This is a genomic window from Acetobacter sp. (assembly GCF_022483985.1).
Lineage (GTDB): Bacteria > Pseudomonadota > Alphaproteobacteria > Acetobacterales > Acetobacteraceae > Acetobacter.
On sequence record NZ_JAKVME010000001.1, the window covers coordinates 1,212,298 to 1,228,445 of the forward strand.

16 protein-coding genes are annotated in these 16,148 nt (G+C 59.3%); 10 read left to right on the forward strand and 6 right to left on the reverse strand.

What is annotated here, in order from left to right; all coding sequences use genetic code 11:
- Positions 1-19 precede the first annotated feature (19 nt).
- The 3 genes from hisN to LKE90_RS05370 all read left to right on the forward strand — a co-directional run bounded on the left by hisN (position 20) and on the right by LKE90_RS05370 (position 3,825).
- On the forward strand, positions 20-820 hold the full coding sequence (hisN, locus tag LKE90_RS05360; protein ID WP_291492851.1) for a histidinol-phosphatase: 801 nt from the start codon (positions 20-22) through the stop codon (positions 818-820).
- Between the two features lie 219 nt (positions 821-1,039).
- Positions 1,040-2,293, forward strand: a complete 1,254-nt coding sequence (serA, locus tag LKE90_RS05365) for a phosphoglycerate dehydrogenase (RefSeq protein WP_291492853.1) — start codon at positions 1,040-1,042, stop codon at positions 2,291-2,293.
- A gap of 35 nt (positions 2,294-2,328) precedes the next feature.
- Complete coding sequence (locus LKE90_RS05370) at positions 2,329-3,825, forward strand: YifB family Mg chelatase-like AAA ATPase (RefSeq protein ID WP_291492855.1); 1,497 nt, start codon at positions 2,329-2,331, stop codon at positions 3,823-3,825.
- Between the two features lie 61 nt (positions 3,826-3,886).
- On the opposite strand, the gene LKE90_RS05375 is transcribed toward LKE90_RS05370, so the two are convergent.
- Positions 3,887-4,066: a CsbD family protein gene (locus LKE90_RS05375; RefSeq protein WP_291492857.1), complete on the reverse strand. Its 180-nt coding sequence runs from the start codon at positions 4,064-4,066 to the stop codon at positions 3,887-3,889.
- Between the two features lie 252 nt (positions 4,067-4,318).
- On the opposite strand from LKE90_RS05375, the gene LKE90_RS05380 reads away from it, so the two are divergent.
- Positions 4,319-5,494, forward strand: coding sequence for an energy transducer TonB (locus LKE90_RS05380; protein ID WP_291501392.1), 1,176 nt, complete (start codon positions 4,319-4,321; stop codon positions 5,492-5,494).
- 610 nt (positions 5,495-6,104) lie between these two features.
- Here the strand turns inward: LKE90_RS05380 and LKE90_RS05385 are convergent.
- From LKE90_RS05385 to LKE90_RS05395, 3 genes are all read right to left on the reverse strand, one after another.
- Positions 6,105-6,446: a hypothetical protein gene (locus LKE90_RS05385; RefSeq protein ID WP_407066083.1), complete on the reverse strand. Its 342-nt coding sequence runs from the start codon at positions 6,444-6,446 to the stop codon at positions 6,105-6,107.
- A gap of 137 nt (positions 6,447-6,583) precedes the next feature.
- Positions 6,584-7,084, reverse strand: coding sequence for a protein-export chaperone SecB (gene secB / locus LKE90_RS05390; RefSeq protein WP_291492862.1), 501 nt, complete (start codon positions 7,082-7,084; stop codon positions 6,584-6,586).
- Between the two features lie 91 nt (positions 7,085-7,175).
- Entirely contained in the window at positions 7,176-7,715 is a 540-nt protein-coding gene (locus LKE90_RS05395; protein WP_291492864.1) for a histidine phosphatase family protein, read from the reverse strand.
- Between the two features lie 205 nt (positions 7,716-7,920).
- On the opposite strand from LKE90_RS05395, the gene LKE90_RS05400 reads away from it, so the two are divergent.
- From LKE90_RS05400 to LKE90_RS05415, 4 genes are all read left to right on the forward strand, one after another.
- Complete coding sequence (locus tag LKE90_RS05400) at positions 7,921-8,598, forward strand: Tim44/TimA family putative adaptor protein (protein ID WP_291492866.1); 678 nt, start codon at positions 7,921-7,923, stop codon at positions 8,596-8,598.
- 131 nt (positions 8,599-8,729) lie between these two features.
- Positions 8,730-9,458, forward strand: coding sequence for a DNA-methyltransferase (locus LKE90_RS05405; protein ID WP_407066084.1), 729 nt, complete (start codon positions 8,730-8,732; stop codon positions 9,456-9,458).
- 111 nt (positions 9,459-9,569) lie between these two features.
- On the forward strand, positions 9,570-10,991 hold the full coding sequence (locus LKE90_RS05410) for a cytochrome-c peroxidase (RefSeq protein ID WP_291492868.1): 1,422 nt from the start codon (positions 9,570-9,572) through the stop codon (positions 10,989-10,991).
- A gap of 214 nt (positions 10,992-11,205) precedes the next feature.
- Entirely contained in the window at positions 11,206-11,406 is a 201-nt protein-coding gene (locus LKE90_RS05415) for a hypothetical protein (protein ID WP_291492870.1), read from the forward strand.
- A 290-nt stretch (positions 11,407-11,696) separates the two neighbouring features.
- Here LKE90_RS05415 and LKE90_RS05420 read toward each other — a convergent pair whose 3' ends face one another.
- Positions 11,697-11,960: a hypothetical protein gene (locus LKE90_RS05420; RefSeq protein WP_291492872.1), complete on the reverse strand. Its 264-nt coding sequence runs from the start codon at positions 11,958-11,960 to the stop codon at positions 11,697-11,699.
- Between the two features lie 235 nt (positions 11,961-12,195).
- Between LKE90_RS05420 and LKE90_RS05425 the strand changes: the two genes are divergently transcribed.
- Complete coding sequence (locus LKE90_RS05425; RefSeq protein ID WP_291501002.1) at positions 12,196-12,885, forward strand: Smr/MutS family protein; 690 nt, start codon at positions 12,196-12,198, stop codon at positions 12,883-12,885.
- A gap of 60 nt (positions 12,886-12,945) precedes the next feature.
- On the opposite strand, the gene LKE90_RS05430 is transcribed toward LKE90_RS05425, so the two are convergent.
- Entirely contained in the window at positions 12,946-14,448 is a 1,503-nt protein-coding gene (locus tag LKE90_RS05430; protein ID WP_291492876.1) for a helix-turn-helix domain-containing protein, read from the reverse strand.
- A gap of 114 nt (positions 14,449-14,562) precedes the next feature.
- Here LKE90_RS05430 and LKE90_RS05435 point away from each other — a divergent pair, with 114 nt between their 5' ends.
- Positions 14,563-16,077: an MmgE/PrpD family protein gene (locus LKE90_RS05435; protein ID WP_291492877.1), complete on the forward strand. Its 1,515-nt coding sequence runs from the start codon at positions 14,563-14,565 to the stop codon at positions 16,075-16,077.
- Positions 16,078-16,148 lie beyond the last annotated feature (71 nt).

Consider the following 16,148-nt stretch of genomic DNA (forward strand, 5'->3'; position numbering starts at 1 on the left):
ACCAGAACGGAACCCACCCATGCCCTACGATCTCGACCAGTTTGTCCGGACGGCTCACGCGCTCGCAGACGTGGCCGGGACCGTCATCCGCCCCTTCTTCCGCTCCCGCCTTACCGCCTCCGACAAAAGCGATGAAAGCCCGGTCACCATCGCCGACCGGATGGCGGAACGGGTCATGCGCGCCCAGCTTGCCGAACTCCATCCCGATCATGCGATTCTGGGAGAAGAGTTCGGTCTGCAAGAGGGTACCAGCGGCTATCAATGGACGCTCGATCCCATCGACGGCACCCGCGCCTTCATCACGGGACGCCCGACGTTCGGCACGCTGATTTCCCTGTCCTTCGAGGGCAAGCCTATCATCGGCATCATCGACCAGCCCATCACTGGTGAGCGCTGGATCGGTGCTGAAGGGCGTTCCACGCTGTTTCGCTCCGGATTCGGCGAGCCGTCCGCTTTTGCGCCCATCACGACCCGCCCATGCGGCAGTCTGGGAGAGGCCGATCTCTCCTGCACCTCGCCTGAAATGCTGGAAGATGCGCCCCGCCCCGTGTGGAGCAAGCTGAAAACCGCCACCAAGCGGGTTAGCTGGGGAGGCGATTGCTATGCCTATGGCCTGCTGGCTGGCGGGCATATCGACGTCATTGCGGAATGCGACATGAAGCCATGGGACTGGAGCGCTCTGGTTCCCGTCGTGGAAGGCGCGGGTGGCGTCATGACCGACTGGAATGGCCAGACATTGCGTCACGATGGGGATTGCACAGTCCTCGCCGCAGGTAACAGGGCGCTTCACGAAGCCGCAGTTGGCTGCCTTCGCTCCTGACCACACTGCCTTTTCCACATCTTCGGAGCGCCCCATGCAGGTTAATTTCCGCTTCTCGGGAAACGTGCTATGAGGGCGCACCCGTTAGGTTGCCTTCCCCGGCAACTTCGTCTGGATGCTTTGTCCGTGAGGATTTCCCATGATCCCGCAGGCACAAATCAAGCTGCTCCGGGCAATGCCAATCTGGCCGGGGCCGCTTTAACAGCACGAGCGAACTGAATGACTCCTCATCTGTCCCTCCCGAAGGACAAAATCCGCATCCTGCTTCTTGAAGGCGTGCACGACAGTGCTGTCGCACTTCTGAAAGCCAGTGGCTATGAGAGCGTCACCCGACACAAGGGCGCCCTTGAAGGCAATGCCCTGAAAGAAGCCCTTGAGGGTGTGCATGTGGTGGGTATCCGCTCCCGTACGCAACTGACCCGCGAAGTTCTCGAATCTGCCGACCGTCTTTTCGCCATCGGCTGTTTCTGCATCGGGACGAATCAGGTGGATCTCGACGCTGCCCGCGAGCTCGCAATTCCCGTTTTCAACGCCCCCTACAGCAATACACGCTCTGTCGCCGAACTGGTGATGGGTGAAATCGTGATGCTGATGCGCCGTATTTTCCCGCGCTCCATTGGCTGCCACGACGGTAAATGGGACAAGTCGGCCACCAATAGCTGGGAAGTCCGCGGCAAGACGCTCGGCATTGTCGGCTACGGTTCGATCGGTTCCCAGCTTTCGGTTCTGGCCGAAGCCTTCGGCATGCGCGTCCTCTATTTCGACGTCGTCGACAAGCTGCCGCACGGCAACGCCACGGCCTGCGACACGCTTGAGACACTTCTGTCCGAAAGTGATGTCGTCAGCCTTCACGTTCCTCAGTTGCCCGGCACGAAGAACATGATCGGCGCTGAACAGATCCGTCAGATGAAGGCCGGCTCCTTCCTCATCAACAACGCACGCGGCAACGTGGTCGATCTTGATGCGGCAGCCGAAGCCCTGAAATCCGGCCATCTTCTGGGCGCCGCCATCGACGTGTTCCCGGTCGAGCCGAAAGTGGCCGGTGATGAGTTCGTCTCTCCACTGCGTGGGCTTGAGAATGTCATTCTCTCCCCACATATCGGCGGTTCGACAGTCGAGGCGCAGGAGCGTATCGGCGTGGAAGTCGCCCGCAAGCTGGTCGAATACTCGGATATCGGCTCCACCCTTGGCGCTGTGAATTTCCCGAGCGTGCAGTTGCCGCAGAGCCCACGCGGCACACGCTTCATGCATGTGCACCACAACCTTCCCGGCGTGATGTCCAAGATCAACGACATCTTCTCCAACGAAGGCTGCAACGTGACGGCGCAGTATCTGCAAACGGACGGTGAGATCGGTTATGTCGTGGTGGACGCTGAAACCGGCGGAAACGACGACAAGGATACGCATCTGCTGTCCCTGCTGCGGGAACTGAAAGGCACCGTGCGCGCCAGACTGCTCTATCAGGGCAACTGACGCCCGGCCCGGCGTGTGCTGTCACGGGAAAACTGATGATCAACACGCGAGTCCGGGCCTTTGCTTTTTCAGGAATAACGGCCGTTCCGGTCTGGGTGGAAGTCCAGATCGCGAACGGTCTTCCCGCCTTTCTGATCGTCGGACTGCCTGACAAGGCCGTCGGGGAAGCGCGTGAACGGGTCCGCGCCGCCATGACCTCCATGGGTCTGGCCCTTCCTCCCAAACGTATTCTCGTCAATCTGGTGCCTGCGGACCTTCTCAAGGAAGGCTCGCATTTCGATCTGCCGATCGCCCTCGCGGTGCTGGCAGCGATGGAAATCGTCCCGATCGAAGAACTGGGACGTTATGCCGCGCTGGGAGAACTTTCGCTCGACGGGCGCATCAATCGTGTCCCGAATGTCATTTCCGCCTCACTGGGCGCAGCGGAAATGGAGCTTGGCCTGATCTGCCCCGCCATGCAGGGCGGCGAAGCCCTCTTCGGCGGCAACCCAGACATTCTCGCAGCACCCGACCTTGTCGGACTGGTCAACCATTTTCGCGGTGAGCAGGTTCTGTCTCCTCCCGCCTTCTCCACATCGGACGACACCATCCACCACTTCCCCGATATGGCGGATGTCAAGGGTATGGAAGTCGCAAGACGGGCGCTGGAAATCGCAGCAGCCGGTGGACACTCCATCCTAATGTCAGGCGCTCCGGGTTCCGGAAAATCCATGCTGGCGGCCCGTCTGCCCGGTCTGCTGCCGGATCTCACGCCGGCGGAGGCGCTGGAGGTCACCCGAATCTACAGCGCCGCCGGGATCATCAGCGAGGACGGAGCCCCGGTGCGCCGACCGCCTTTCCGTGACCCGCATCACTCGGCCAGCCAACCGGCCCTGATCGGCGGTGGCGCCAAAGCGAAGCCCGGTGAAATCAGCCTTGCCCACCGTGGCGTGCTTTTTCTGGACGAGCTTCCGGAATTCTCACGACAAGCGCTGGAATCTCTGAGGCAGCCACTGGAAACAGGCCAGACGACAATCGCCCGCGCCGCCGCCCACATCACCTATCCCGCCCGTTTTCAGCTCGTGGCCGCGATGAATCCCTGCCGGTGTGGATATCTTGGGGACGCCAGCCGCGAGTGTCGCAAGGCGCCACGCTGCGGAGAGGACTATCTCAACCGTCTGTCCGGTCCGCTTCTCGACCGCATGGATCTGTGGGTCAGCATGCAGCCACTTTCGCCGGTGGACATGATGACAGCACCCGCCGGTGAAAGTTCTGCCGCAATCAGAGAGCGTGTAGCGGCCGCCCGAGACTTTCAGCATCAGCGGGGACAGAACGGCCGCAATGCCGAAGCCAATCCGGACCAGCTTGAACTGGACCATGACGCCAGAACACTTCTGACGGATGCCGCAAGAAAGCTGCGCCTGTCGGCTCGCGGATTTACCCGGCTTCTGCGTGTATCACGCACGATCGCAGACTTCGCGGCCTCTCCTCTCATCGGAAAACAGCATGTCGCCGAAGCGGTCGGCTTCAGGCATCGCGGCTACCTGTCCTGAAGGCCGCCAGCAACTCCATCTCCAAACGGATATCCGCTGAAGATGGAGCGGGAAACATCAGTCAGAGATCGTTGATGGCGCCTTTGACCTTGCCTTTGATCTCTTCGCCCTTCCCCTTGAGTTGCTGAACCTTGCCTTCAGCCTCAAGATCGGGATTGTCCGTCGCCTTGCCAATGCTTTCCTTGACGGCGCCAACCACCTTGTCGGTTACACCCTGTAGTTTGTCTGTGAACTCACCCATGATGCGCTCCCTTGTCATTTCACGCCCCTTCGTCTGCGAGGGTATGTTTTCTGAACGCAAAGCATCCGGTCGGGTTTCATCCGGACGCCAGCGAGAAGCCCTCCGTGGCAGCCTCGCGAAGAAAGCAGACAATGTCGTCAAGATACGTGACATTTTGATAACCAACAGAGGGGTAGCCACACTTCCCTCGTGGTGGCAATGTGCGGTAACAGTCCCTGAATAGCTGCATTTCTGTTTTCTTCTTCCGGAGACATGTTCACCTCCATGACGGCGTCGCCACGGTCTTCAGCTACGCCCGGAACGAAGAAAGAGCCCTTGCTCGTCGGCACCGGGAAACAGCGGGATACTTCCACAACCAGACACCGCGCCATGGAAGCCGAAACCGATGCAGCGGGTCGGAACGGCCTGCGCCCGGCATTCATCGCTAAAACAGACGCTTACCGGAACCTCAAATCCGCCAAAACCCCACTTTCGCCCAGACAGGTTTTCGCGGACCCGGATCTGCTGTTCATTCTGCTGTTTTCCGCGCTTCTCCATGCGCTTCTGCTGGCCTTCGCCATTTACATGTCCCTGTATCACGCCCCGCGCGGCAACCCGAACGCGACAGAAACCGGCACAGTGGACATGATGTTTGTTACACCGCCAGCAGAAAGCGGCCTGAAAGGCGAGCATTCGGACCAGCAGGCCGGCGGAACGTCAGCGACAAAATCCTCACAAAGCAGCGAGACCCAGCCCGAACAGTCTGAAGCGGCTGAAGGCACGGACCGTCCCACATCCGAAACACCAGCGGCTCCACCGATACCGGAAGCCCCGTCAGACGAAAGCTATCCCAAACCGGTCAATGAGAACGCACCGGTCAACCCGACTTCCAACAAGGCCGGGAAAGCAAGCCGTCAGACGACGAAGCACTCCACTCCCCGTAAACAGACCTCCAGACAGACGCCGACCCGTCAACGTGCGCCGTCTCCCTTTGACTCCCTGACCGATCTGTCACTGGACCAGTCCTCCGCCCCGCCCCGTCCGCACCGCCACGGCCGTACAGGCGGCTCGGGTGGTCCGATCGACCTGTCTCTCGGACCACTGGTGCAGAACGGCAAGCTGAACACGCCATTCGCCACCCGTAGCACCGTGCGCGGTGTCAGTGATGATTACAGCGAGGAAGTCGATCGCTGGATCAGGCGGCACATGTATTACCCGGAAGAAGCCGCTCAGAACGGCGAGGAAGGACCATCTTCCGTGCATGTCGTGCTGGATCGTTCAGGGCATGTCCGCTTTGTGCGTCTGACAAGCCAGTCCGGTTCCTATCTCCTCGACGCCGCCACGACAGGCATGTTCCGCAATGCCCAGCTCCCGCCCATACCCCCGGGAATTACAGGTGATCATTTCGATCTGGACGTGACGGTGAACTATATCCTGATCCGTCATTAGAGCGGCGTCCGTTGAGAATGGATCACGGATGCCGCTCTCACTCATTGTCTATCGAGCAACTTTAAACGCTCTGGCAGACAGGATAACGGAGAATGCCTGCTGCCCTTGTCTCATGTGGCTTCACGGAGAAGCCCACCCGGACAACTCCGACTTCGGTAACATCCCGCTTGTCTTCAAGGAACGGAGCTATGACTCAGCACCATCTGAGGCTGCTGCTACTCCATAAGGGCAGGCAGTCGCCCATTTTGCCGCAGGAGATAATACCAGCGGTTTTTCCGCGTGATCTTTTCTGCCGGGAAGGTTTGCGTGACGACACGCTTGGAAACCTTTCTGTTTACAGCAAACTGGGGCCCAGAGACCTGTGATCCCTTGCAGTTACGGGCAAAGCCCGCATCGACCTCCGCAAAAATCTGTCAGTTATGCCGAACGCATCAAACAGCCATCACCCACGTCATGCAGGGAGCACAGTTCTGAAAACTGCTGCGCCTGTAATATAAAATACACAATAATAATTCTGCCCGAATCTGATCCTTACTGAAACATCCTGTTTCAGAAGCCCGCAGACATCCGTGCTTTCAGTCAATCCGGAGTCCGTCACACGGACAGGCCCTCAGCGGCAGACGCGCCTGCTGTTATCGGAGGCGATATAGGTCTGGGTCGCAGGGTCGAAGCAGGCGTTCTGCGTGCAGGCCCCGCCATTGGTCAGCGGCTGAGGATAAACCGCCTGTCCCATGGCGTTAGCCTCGCGTGCGGAGGTTCCGCAAAGCGGTGTATTTGCCGGAGCGGAAGGATCATTCACCAATGCCTGTCCCTCCGGCGGCGGTGTTTCCGTGACAGTGCCCGGCGGGAATGTCTGGGGAGGAATACGACCGGAACGGGCAGCCGAAGGTGCGTCGGGATGCTCCGCGCATCCCGAGAGGCCGAAGGAAGAGAACGCAAGCACCGTTGCCATCAGACCCACATGAACAGCCTGAAACCGGTTGCGGGGTGAAAGATGGGCCATGCGGTCTGCTTCCTCTGGTCTGTCGTATCAAACATCTACCGCAGGAAACGGCTGAAGGAGCCCTCCGTTCCCTGCGGGCAGGACAATCAGGCGTGGCCGACCGTCTGTGAAGCCTCGGCGCGGCGGGCCTGCCACAGGGCAACGAAGTCGATCGGCTGCAACACAACCGGCGGGAAACCACCATCACGCGTGACGTCGCTCAGAATGTTGCGGGCGAACGGGAAGATCAGGCGGGGCACTTCAACCAGCAGCAACGGCTCGACCAGCTCGGCAGGCGGGTTGTTCAGCGTGACGACGGCAGCATAGGTCAGCTCGGCGACGAACACCTTGCGACCAACCGCACCGCCTTCGGAAGCCGGTGCTTCGTCTGCTTCAGCCTTGATCGTCAGAGCGACTTCAAAATGCGGCTGATCGTTCTGAAGACGATTGGCCTGCACGTCGATATTGACGGAAATCTGGGGAGCCGCTGTCAGAGCCGTGAAGATTTCAGGACCATGCGGCACTTCGAAGGACAGGTCCTTCGTGTACTGAAGGTTGACGGCGAGAGGCAGAGCTGGCGGAACGCCCTGATTGGTGGTGTCAGACATGATAGTCCCTGTTCCTTCATCTTCGGACGAATTCGCCCGTGTGTAGTGCCCGGCGGTAGCATGACGAACCCTGTTCGCCAACCACCGCCGATCAAAGAGTCTCTGGCGGCACAGTGGGATCAAGTCTGAACCATGAGCCGTTCTCGACACTGCTCCGTGTAAACGCCAGTAAAAAAGCCCAGTGCGAGACCACGAGCGTATCCCGCCACAACGGCGACGCCGCCATCTCGGCCCGGAACAGCTCGGCCCGTTCCTCGACAGCTTCCGGAGACTCGATGGCAGCGCTCCACCACATCTCATCCAGACCCGAAAAATCGAGGCCCGGCCAGTTCAGCGCCAGCGCGGCGGCGGGACTGCCGATGTCGCAGGAAAAAGCGGCCCGCTCCCGGATCAGCGGACTGATCGTGGGGGTGATGTTCAGCGCACGGGCGATTGGCTCCGCAGTCTGAAGAGCCCTCGTATAAGGAGAGACGATGATATGCCTGATTCCCTCGCCCACCAGCGCCTGAACAAGCTCCTGCGCCTGTTTCTCCCCCAGTGTGGAGAGAGGCGGGTCGGCAATACCGGGGTCCTTGCGGGTCGCGGTGAAAAGCCGGTTGAACTCGGACTGGCAATGGCGAAGAACGATCATGGCTTCCCAGATAGGGGCAACGCGCCCCTGTTCGCAATGGCGGACAGTGCAGAAACAGCAGCCTGCCATCCGGGCATGAATGCCGCGTTATCAGAGCAAATATGAGCGGGGTCATTGCATGGCGGGGGAGCGGCCCTTATTCTAAGGACTGATTCCTTTTGCCGGGCGACAACCGCGCCGGCATCCATGTTGGGTGACATTGCTGATGGACGGCTCTCTCGGCCATTTTCCGGTCGATATTGTAATTTTCGCGCTGATTGCAGCCTTCCTTGCTCTGCGCCTGCGCAGCGTTCTCGGCAAGAAAGTCGGCTTCCAGATCGCACCCATGCCGCCTCCGGCCCAGCAGGCTCCCGCAGGACCCGTTATCGACGGCAAGGCAGAGCCTACCCCGGCCACGCGCCTCGATATCCCGGGCCCCAACACCCGGGTCGGCGCCGTTCTCGGTCAGGTCGCCCAGAAGGAAGCAGGCTTTGTTCCCCAGCAGTTCATGACAGGCGTCGAGGGCGCTTTCCGTCAGGTCGTCGAGGCCTATGCTACTGGCAACCGTAATGTGCTGAAAGAGCGCCTGACACCGGATGCCTATACCACTTTTGAATCCGCCCTCACCGCACGTGAACAGGCCGAGGAAACCCAGAAAAGCGAAATTCGCGGAATCGACAGTCTGGCAATAGAGGATGTCCGTCTCAACGACGGTCCCGCCGGAACGGCAGCCTCCATTGATGTGCGTATCGTCTCCGACCAGATCAGCCTTGTAGCGGACAAGGATGGCAAGCCTGTCACCGGCACGGATGCCGTGACCGAATTCTCCGACCTCTGGACATTCGAGAAACTTCTCGGTGTCGCCGGCTCAAGCTGGCGTCTGGCGGCGGCCCGGAGTGCGTGACGCGCAAGACTGACGGCGTCTCCCCGGACAGGACGGAGGCTGAAAAAGCCTCTCCGCCTTCCCGCACCCGCCGGTATCGCATTGGTCAGCAAGAGATCGTTCAGGGAGACTGCCTTCGCGTTCTGAAGCGGATGAAGGCGGAAACGGTTGATGTCGTCATCACCTCTCCTCCCTACAATATCGGTCTGGGGTACCTGTCCTACAGGGACCGCCGCAGCGAAGACGATTACCTCGACTGGATGATGGATGTGGCCGCCGCCGTCCGGCGCGTCATGACTCCGGAAGGGTCGTTTTTCCTCAATATCGCAGGGACTTCCTCCGAGCCGTGGCTTCCGTTCGAACTGGCGGTACGTCTGCGTGAACTTTTTGTGCTCCAGAATCACATCTCATGGGTCAAATCGATCGCGGTCGGCGAGACATCGTTCGGCCACTTCAAACCGGTCAACAGCGGACGCTACCTCAACCGCAACCACGAGCATCTGTTTCACCTGACGCTGAGCGGTGACGTGCCGCTGAAACGGCTCGATGCCGGTGTGCCCTTCAAGGACAAGAGCAATATCGCCCGCCGGGGCCATGCCCAGGATCGCCGCTGCCGGGGCGATACATGGTTTGTGCCCTATGAAACCGTGCGTGACAGACAGCAGAAATTCAATCACCCGGGCACTTTTCCAATCGCGCTGCCCGAACTCTGTATCCGGCTGCATGGTCAGCCTGCCCCGGTTGTTCTCGATCCTTTCATGGGTACGGGAACGACGCTGCTGGCCGCCGCCCGTCTACAGGCGCACGGCATCGGGATCGAGATTGATCCTGCCTATGTGGCAATCGCCCGCCAGAGGCTGAAAGATCAGTCCGCCGATTGATCTCGATCATTGATCGATTTTGACGATGATTTAAACGAATATAATCGTTTTGACAGGATGCAGCCGTATCCTGCACATACGGGTTACAGACATTTAATTCTGGAGAGAATTGTGAAACGTATCGTCGCAGGACTGATCGGTGCCGGGCTGGTAGCCTATGGCGGAACCGTCGCCTATATCCAGCACTTCGATCATCAGGGGGGACCAACCCTCTCCGCAGGGTCACCAACACTGAAAAATCCGGTCGCAAAGGCCGCCTTCGATGTGCTGCGTGAAGCCCGGTGTGATTACTGTCACACGAAAGGCGCAAACCTGCCCTTCTATTTCAGCCTCCCCGTCGCCAGCACGCTGATGCAGCATGATCTGGATCAGGGACTACGGCATTTCCGCATGGAACCGGTGATCGCGGCTTTCCAGAAGGGCGAAGCTCCCACCGAGGAGCAACTCTCCCGTATTGAGGAAGTCATCACACAGAACCGGATGCCGCCGTCGCTGTATCTGCTGCTTCACTGGCACGCCCACCTGAACGAAGATCAGCGCAAGGCCGTTCTGACATGGATCGACGCGGAACGCCGGGCGCATTACGCAGGTGACGGTGTGGCGGCGAAGTTCGCGGCAGACCCGGTCCAGCCTATTCCCGAGAGCTGGCCCGTGAACGCCGAGAAGGTCGCACTGGGCGAGAAGCTGTTTTTCGACAAGCGTCTGTCAGGCGATAACACCCTGAACTGTGCAAGCTGTCACGGGCTGGACAAGGGTGGTGTGGACAATCTTGTGACTGCGACGGGCATCGCGGGCCAGAAAGGTCCGATCAATGTCCCGACCGTCTACAACTCTGTCTACAACATCGTGCAGTTCTGGAACGGCCGCGCCGCGACGCTGGCCGAGCAGGCCGCCGGTCCGGTCATGAATCCTGTGGAAATGGGGTCGCACGACTGGAAGGACGTCACTGCCAAAATCATGAACGACCCTGATTATGGCGCGCAGTTCGCAAGCCTCTATCCTGACAGGCCGATCGGCAAGGACACCATCACCGACGCGATTGCAGAATACGAGAAAACACTCATCACACCGGACAGCAAGTTTGACCTGTATCTGAAAGGAGATGAAACCGCTCTGACGGATCAGGAAAAGCACGGCTACGCTCTCTTCAAAAGTATCGGTTGTTCCGGGTGCCATAGCGGTCCCGGCATGGGCGGTGGCGCCATGGAGGTCATGGGGCTGGAACATGACTACTTCGCAGACAGAGGGGACGCTTTCACGGCAGCAGACAGCGGTCGGGAAGACGTGACACACGACGCGCTGGACAAGTCCCGCTTCCTTGTGCCGACGCTGCGCAACGTCGCCCTGACTGGCCCGTGGTTCCACGACGGCAGCGTGAAGACGCTGGAAGACGCCGTCCGCAAGATGGCGTACTATCAGACGCCGAATGCGAAGATCTCCGATCAGGACGTATTGGATATTACGGCTTTCCTGAAGACCCTGACTGGAAAATACAAAGGAGTGCCGCTGGAGCAGGTCAAGGCAACACCATGATCTGATACCCAGTCTGGCGGTTTTTTCCGGATAGCTTATGCAAGTCGCAATATCGCCCTCTTTGGGGAGGATATTGCGACAGTGTTCAAGCCACCAGCTTGCGTACGATTGAAAGGGGAAGCATCCTCATTGTGTGAGATCATCTTCAGGATATCTGCCCCGATTACGATATGACCGGTTCGGTCTGTTACCTTCCGTTGTTCAGGAGCCTGCCATGCGACGGCTTATTCTTCTCTGCCTTGCACTCACCATGACCGCCTCACTCTCGGCGTGCTACGGCCCCCCTCCGGGAGGCGGACGACATCACCATCATGGCGGTGGTAGTTGGGGCAGACCCGGTGGCGGTGGTCCCGGCATGGGAGGCGGCGGCTGGGGTGGCGGCCCCGGAATGGGGGGCGGTCCTCGGGGTTACTGATCCACTTCACCACGAATATCTACGGACCTTCGGAAAGCAGCTTTCCGAAGGTTTTTTGTTTAAAAACCTGCTGGTGACCCGCACCGGAAAAAGTCGGGCCACGCGCTCGGGATCATTATTCTGTAGAAACAGCCACTCGTCAGCGCGTTACCTCGGTATGACGAGATGGCTTCCAAAGACCGTTTAAAAATCACGGTCCAAACGCAGCATTACAAGAACAGGCGTGCCCATCAAACGCAGATCATAAAAAAAGCAGAGCCACAGAGCGGCCCTGCTTCAAAAAAATCCGATCAGGCTTCTTCTTCGTCCTCATCGTCTTCCTCGTCATCTTCGATGACAACGGCGACGGTAATTTCAGTGCTCTCGTCTTCGGCCTGAAGCTTGTCAGCCGTGTCTTCCGCAACGTCCTCGTCTTCGTAAAGCATGGCTTCGTTGGGGTCGTCGGTCCACTTCGTCTCGGGGTGCCAGAAGGAGAGATCGCCGTTCTCGGCTTCGCGCTGGATCAGAAAGCCTACAACGACTTCGTCTTCAAGGTTGATTTCGTCTTCACTCATGGGGGCAGCCCTTTCGTTGTGCCGTTGATACCCCGAGGCATCGCACATTGTGCGGTCCAGCATAAGGGGCTGTCTGCCTGACGGGGATGATATTTTTGCTGCATGATCCGAAATGCGTGAAAGACCGAATATAATCAGTCCGGTAAGTGTTTGTAGCGCTTACAGCTTGCAGTTGTCCTCCCGGCAGGTGATGCTTGTGCGAAGCGGTGTTCCCGCACAGAAAGAGGAGCAATGGGTGCGCCGGAAACGGGGGATCAGCGAAGAGGAGCAGACACTATGGACGTCCTTCGTCCGCAGTGTGAAACCGCTCGCCCTCAACGGACGCTCATCCAGCCTTCCCGCAAAGCCCCGGACCTCCACCCCGGATCAGGCGATATCCGCCCGCCGCAATGCGGAGCGTGCGCCGACAATCGACCCTGCCGTGAGCGGATCAGCTTTGGAAGCTCCTGCCGCCCCCCTCATTCAGAGTCACATACGATCCGCAGCCTTCATGACAGCCGGAGAACTCGCGGTCGCAAACCATCTGCGTGGAAAAGCGGCCAGAAAAAAGTCAGCCAATCCTCCAGCCCAGATCGGGAACCGACAGGCAGGTCTGGACACCGGAAGCTGGAAAAGACTTTCGAAGGGACACACGCCGGTTGAGCGAAAGCTTGACCTGCACGGCATGACGGCGCAGGCGGCCTTCATGCGGCTGCACGAATTCCTCTTTTCAGCCTACAGGCAGGACGTCCGATGCGTTGAGATCGTGACCGGTCTCGGCTCCGGGCCCGAGGGAGGCGTGCTGCGGCGCGAACTGCCTTTCTGGCTCGGCCGGGACGATCTCGGGCGCATGATTCTGGCTGTCACGCACACGCATGAAGCCAACCGTGGCGCCGTGCGGATTCTGATAAGAAAGCGACGTTCTTCCCATTCCGCAAAGCGTTAAAAACTCTCTCGGATCGCCCGTGCGATCGCGTCCGACATTACGGAAATCTGGAATGCCGCCTCACTCGCCGCTCTGCGCCACCATGTGGTAGGGAACGACGCCTCTCTCCTCACCTCCGGCATCAATCTGAAAACCAGCCGCCGGGATGGCCCGATGACGGCAATCCGTGCGGATACAGGCCCGACATCCCGGGCCGATAGGAATGATCGTGCGCTCATCCGACAGATCGAGACCAGCGGCGTAAACCAGTTCCGAAGCGTGCGAGACCGAGCATCCCAGAACAATTGCCACCCGTCGTGGACGATCGAAGTAGGATGTGCCCGCATGGCCGACCGTGCGGGCGACATTCAGGAACACCGCATCATCCGTCGTGCGCGAGACCTGAACCTGTAGCTCTCCCGGTGTCGCAAAGGCGCGAAAGACGTTCCACAGAGAGCACAGACCACCGAAACGCGGCAGATTGAAACGGGTCGCACTGTAACTCTTCAGGATATTTCCAGCGATATCCGTCTTGATGAAGTAGAACGGCAATCCTTCATGACCGGGTCTCTGAAGCGTTGAGAGACGATGACAGACCTGCTCGAAACTCACCCCGAATTGACGCTGAAGCTGGTCGAGATCATGTGATTTCGTACGGGCGGACTGCCGGAACCGCGTATAGGGCAGCAGCAGCGCACCGGCGAAATAGTTGCTCATCCCCACATGCGCCAGATCACGAGCGTCCGGAGATGTCAGGCCCGAGCGTTTCACTGCCCGGTCAAGCAGACGTCCATACCCAAGACGCCCTACGACCTGCGCCATGCAGAACACACTGCTTTCCGACGGCACACCATCCGCCATGAGCAGACGACGCCCGCGTTTGTCGAAACGCCAGATGACCGATCGACTGTCCAGACTGCTGTCCGTCAGGGTTTTTACGCCATGATGGTCACGGAGATAGCGCTCCAGGTTGGCAGCCAGCAGACCTTCCGAGAAATCGAGTGTCTCGTAAAGGTCTTCAGCAGCCCGGTCTATTTCGTCAAAATAATTACGCTCGCGCTGGACCCAGTCTCCCACCGCCTCGTACGGTGAAACTGTTGTGACCGGCTCCGCCATGACAGGCGTGCCGGAGGTGTCCAGTTGAGAGCCGGACAGGTCTCGCCCTGCAAATGGTTTATTCTGAAGCGGATTTTCGCTGCCGTTCCGTTCGCGGACAATGGTCCGATAGGCGCGATACAGCGTCACAAACCGGTCAGCTAACGCTGGCGCTGCCCTTACCGCGCCTTGGAGTTCCGTTGGTCGCAGGGAAGCGGACTTGAATAGCGGGTCGCCAAGAATTTCTCTCAGAGCCTGAATCTGCCTGATTTCGTCACTGTCGCCAAAATAGGCGGGAGACACATCGAACAGGTTGCAAAGTTTTAACATCAGAGGCGACGGAATTGGTCTCTGGTCGTTTTCAATCTGATTGAGGTAGCTCGGGGACAGGCCAAGCTCTTTCGCCAGATCCTGCTGTGTTTTTCTTATTCTCCCGCGCAACTCTCGAATACGTGATCCCGCGAAGATCTTGCTGTGACGTTCCGCCAAATTCGCACCCTTTGCAAAAAAGACCTCTTTTTATCGCTTCAATTCGCTTCGTTCACCATAGCTGAAATTCTCACACAAGCCATACTCGCCCCAGTTTCCGTGAATGAGGCTGACATGCAAACCTACGATATCAAGGTTCACCCCGAGAAAGACCGCCTGCCCCGCGAAAAGCAGCTCGCATGGCATATCGCCGAAGTGGCGTCCGACCCGGTGGAGATCGAAGCCCCCGTCACCGAGATGATCATCAACCGTGTGATTGATAACGCGTCGGTCGCCATCGCTTCAGTCAACCGTCACTCCGTGATGAGCGCCCGCGCCGAGGCTCTGGCGCATCAGCGTCCGGGTGGCGCGACCGTCTTCGGTTGTGGACCCGACGTGCGCGTCCACGCCGAGTGGGCCGCATGGGCCAACGGTACCGCAGTGCGTGAACTGGACTTCCACGACACGTTTCTCGCTGCCGAATATTCGCATCCGGGCGACAATATCCCCGGCATCCTCGCCGTGGCGCAGCAGTGCCAGCGCTCGGGCCGCGATCTGGTTCGCGGTATCGCAACGGGTTATGAAATCCAGATCGATCTCGTGCGCGGCATCTGCCTGCACAAGCACAAGATCGACCATGTGGCGCATGTCGGCCCGTCCGTGTCGGCTGGCATCGGCACCCTGCTCGGCCTGCCGACCGAGACGATCTATCAGTCCGTCCAGCACGCGCTGCATGTGACCACCGCCACACGTCAGAGCCGCAAGGGCGAGATTTCCTCGTGGAAAGCCTACGCACCGTCCCACGCGGGCAAGATGGCGGTCGAAGCCGTCGATCGCGCCATGCTCGGCGAGACCTCGCCAAGCCCGATCTATGAAGGTGAGGACGGCGTGATCGCCTGGATGCTGGACGGCAAGGACGCGCATTACGTGGTGCGTCTGCCTGAGGCGGGTGAAGCCAAGCGGGCGATCCTCGACAGCTACACGAAAGAACACTCCGCCGAGTATCAGAGTCAGGCCCTGATCGACCTTGCCTTCAAGCTGGGCAAGCAGGTGAAGAACTGGGACGACGTGAAGGACGTCCTGATCGAGACCAGCCATCACACGCATTACGTGATCGGCACAGGCTCGAACGATCCGCAGAAGTTCGATCCGAAAGCCTCGCGCGAAACGCTTGATCATTCGATCATGTATATCGTCGCGGTCGCGTTGCAGGACGGCTCATGGCACCATGTCCGCTCCTACTCGCCGGAACGCGCCAACCGCGCCGACACGGTGCGTCTGTGGCAGAAGATTCACACGATCGAGCGTCCGGAATGGACGGAGCGCTACCACTCCATCGATCCGAACGTGAAGGCTTTCGGCGGTCGCATCACCATCACGATGAATGATGGTTCCGTCATCTCCGACGAACTGGCTGTCGCCAATGCTCACCCGCTCGGCGCCACCCCGTGGACACGTCCGGACTACATCAAAAAGTTCCGCACGCTGACGGATGGCATCATCACGCCGCAGGAAGCCGAACGGTTCCTTGAAGTCGCGCAGCGCCTGCCGGAACTGTCCGCGAAGGAGCTTTACGAACTGGAAATCACGCTCCCGGGTGGCGAACTCAAGAAGAATCCGAAAGTCGGCATCTTCGGCTTCGGCCAGTAAGGCACAGCGATTAACGCACAGCGACACAGCAAGGACGGCTTCAGTCCGATGAAGCCGTCCGCAGCAGACGA

Excerpts from the sequence above, each read along its gene's own strand:
- secB (WP_291492862.1), bottom strand. The coding sequence starts at position 7,084 with ATGTCTGACACCACCAATCAGGGCGTTCCGCCAGCTCTGCCTCTCGCC.
- hisN (WP_291492851.1), top strand. The coding sequence starts at position 20 with ATGCCCTACGATCTCGACCAGTTTGTCCGGACGGCTCACGCGCTCGCA.
- LKE90_RS05395 (WP_291492864.1), bottom strand. The coding sequence starts at position 7,715 with ATGATCGTTCTTCGCCATTGCCAGTCCGAGTTCAACCGGCTTTTCACC.
- LKE90_RS05420 (WP_291492872.1), bottom strand. The coding sequence starts at position 11,960 with ATGAGTGAAGACGAAATCAACCTTGAAGACGAAGTCGTTGTAGGCTTT.
- LKE90_RS05370 (WP_291492855.1), top strand. The coding sequence starts at position 2,329 with ATGATCAACACGCGAGTCCGGGCCTTTGCTTTTTCAGGAATAACGGCC.
- LKE90_RS05405 (WP_407066084.1), top strand. The coding sequence starts at position 8,730 with ATGAAGGCGGAAACGGTTGATGTCGTCATCACCTCTCCTCCCTACAAT.
- LKE90_RS05400 (WP_291492866.1), top strand. The coding sequence starts at position 7,921 with ATGGACGGCTCTCTCGGCCATTTTCCGGTCGATATTGTAATTTTCGCG.
- LKE90_RS05385 (WP_407066083.1), bottom strand. The coding sequence starts at position 6,446 with ATGGCAACGGTGCTTGCGTTCTCTTCCTTCGGCCTCTCGGGATGCGCG.
- serA (WP_291492853.1), top strand. The coding sequence starts at position 1,040 with ATGACTCCTCATCTGTCCCTCCCGAAGGACAAAATCCGCATCCTGCTT.
- LKE90_RS05380 (WP_291501392.1), top strand. The coding sequence starts at position 4,319 with ATGTTCACCTCCATGACGGCGTCGCCACGGTCTTCAGCTACGCCCGGA.
- LKE90_RS05415 (WP_291492870.1), top strand. The coding sequence starts at position 11,206 with ATGCGACGGCTTATTCTTCTCTGCCTTGCACTCACCATGACCGCCTCA.
- LKE90_RS05435 (WP_291492877.1), top strand. The coding sequence starts at position 14,563 with ATGCAAACCTACGATATCAAGGTTCACCCCGAGAAAGACCGCCTGCCC.
- LKE90_RS05375 (WP_291492857.1), bottom strand. The coding sequence starts at position 4,066 with ATGGGTGAGTTCACAGACAAACTACAGGGTGTAACCGACAAGGTGGTT.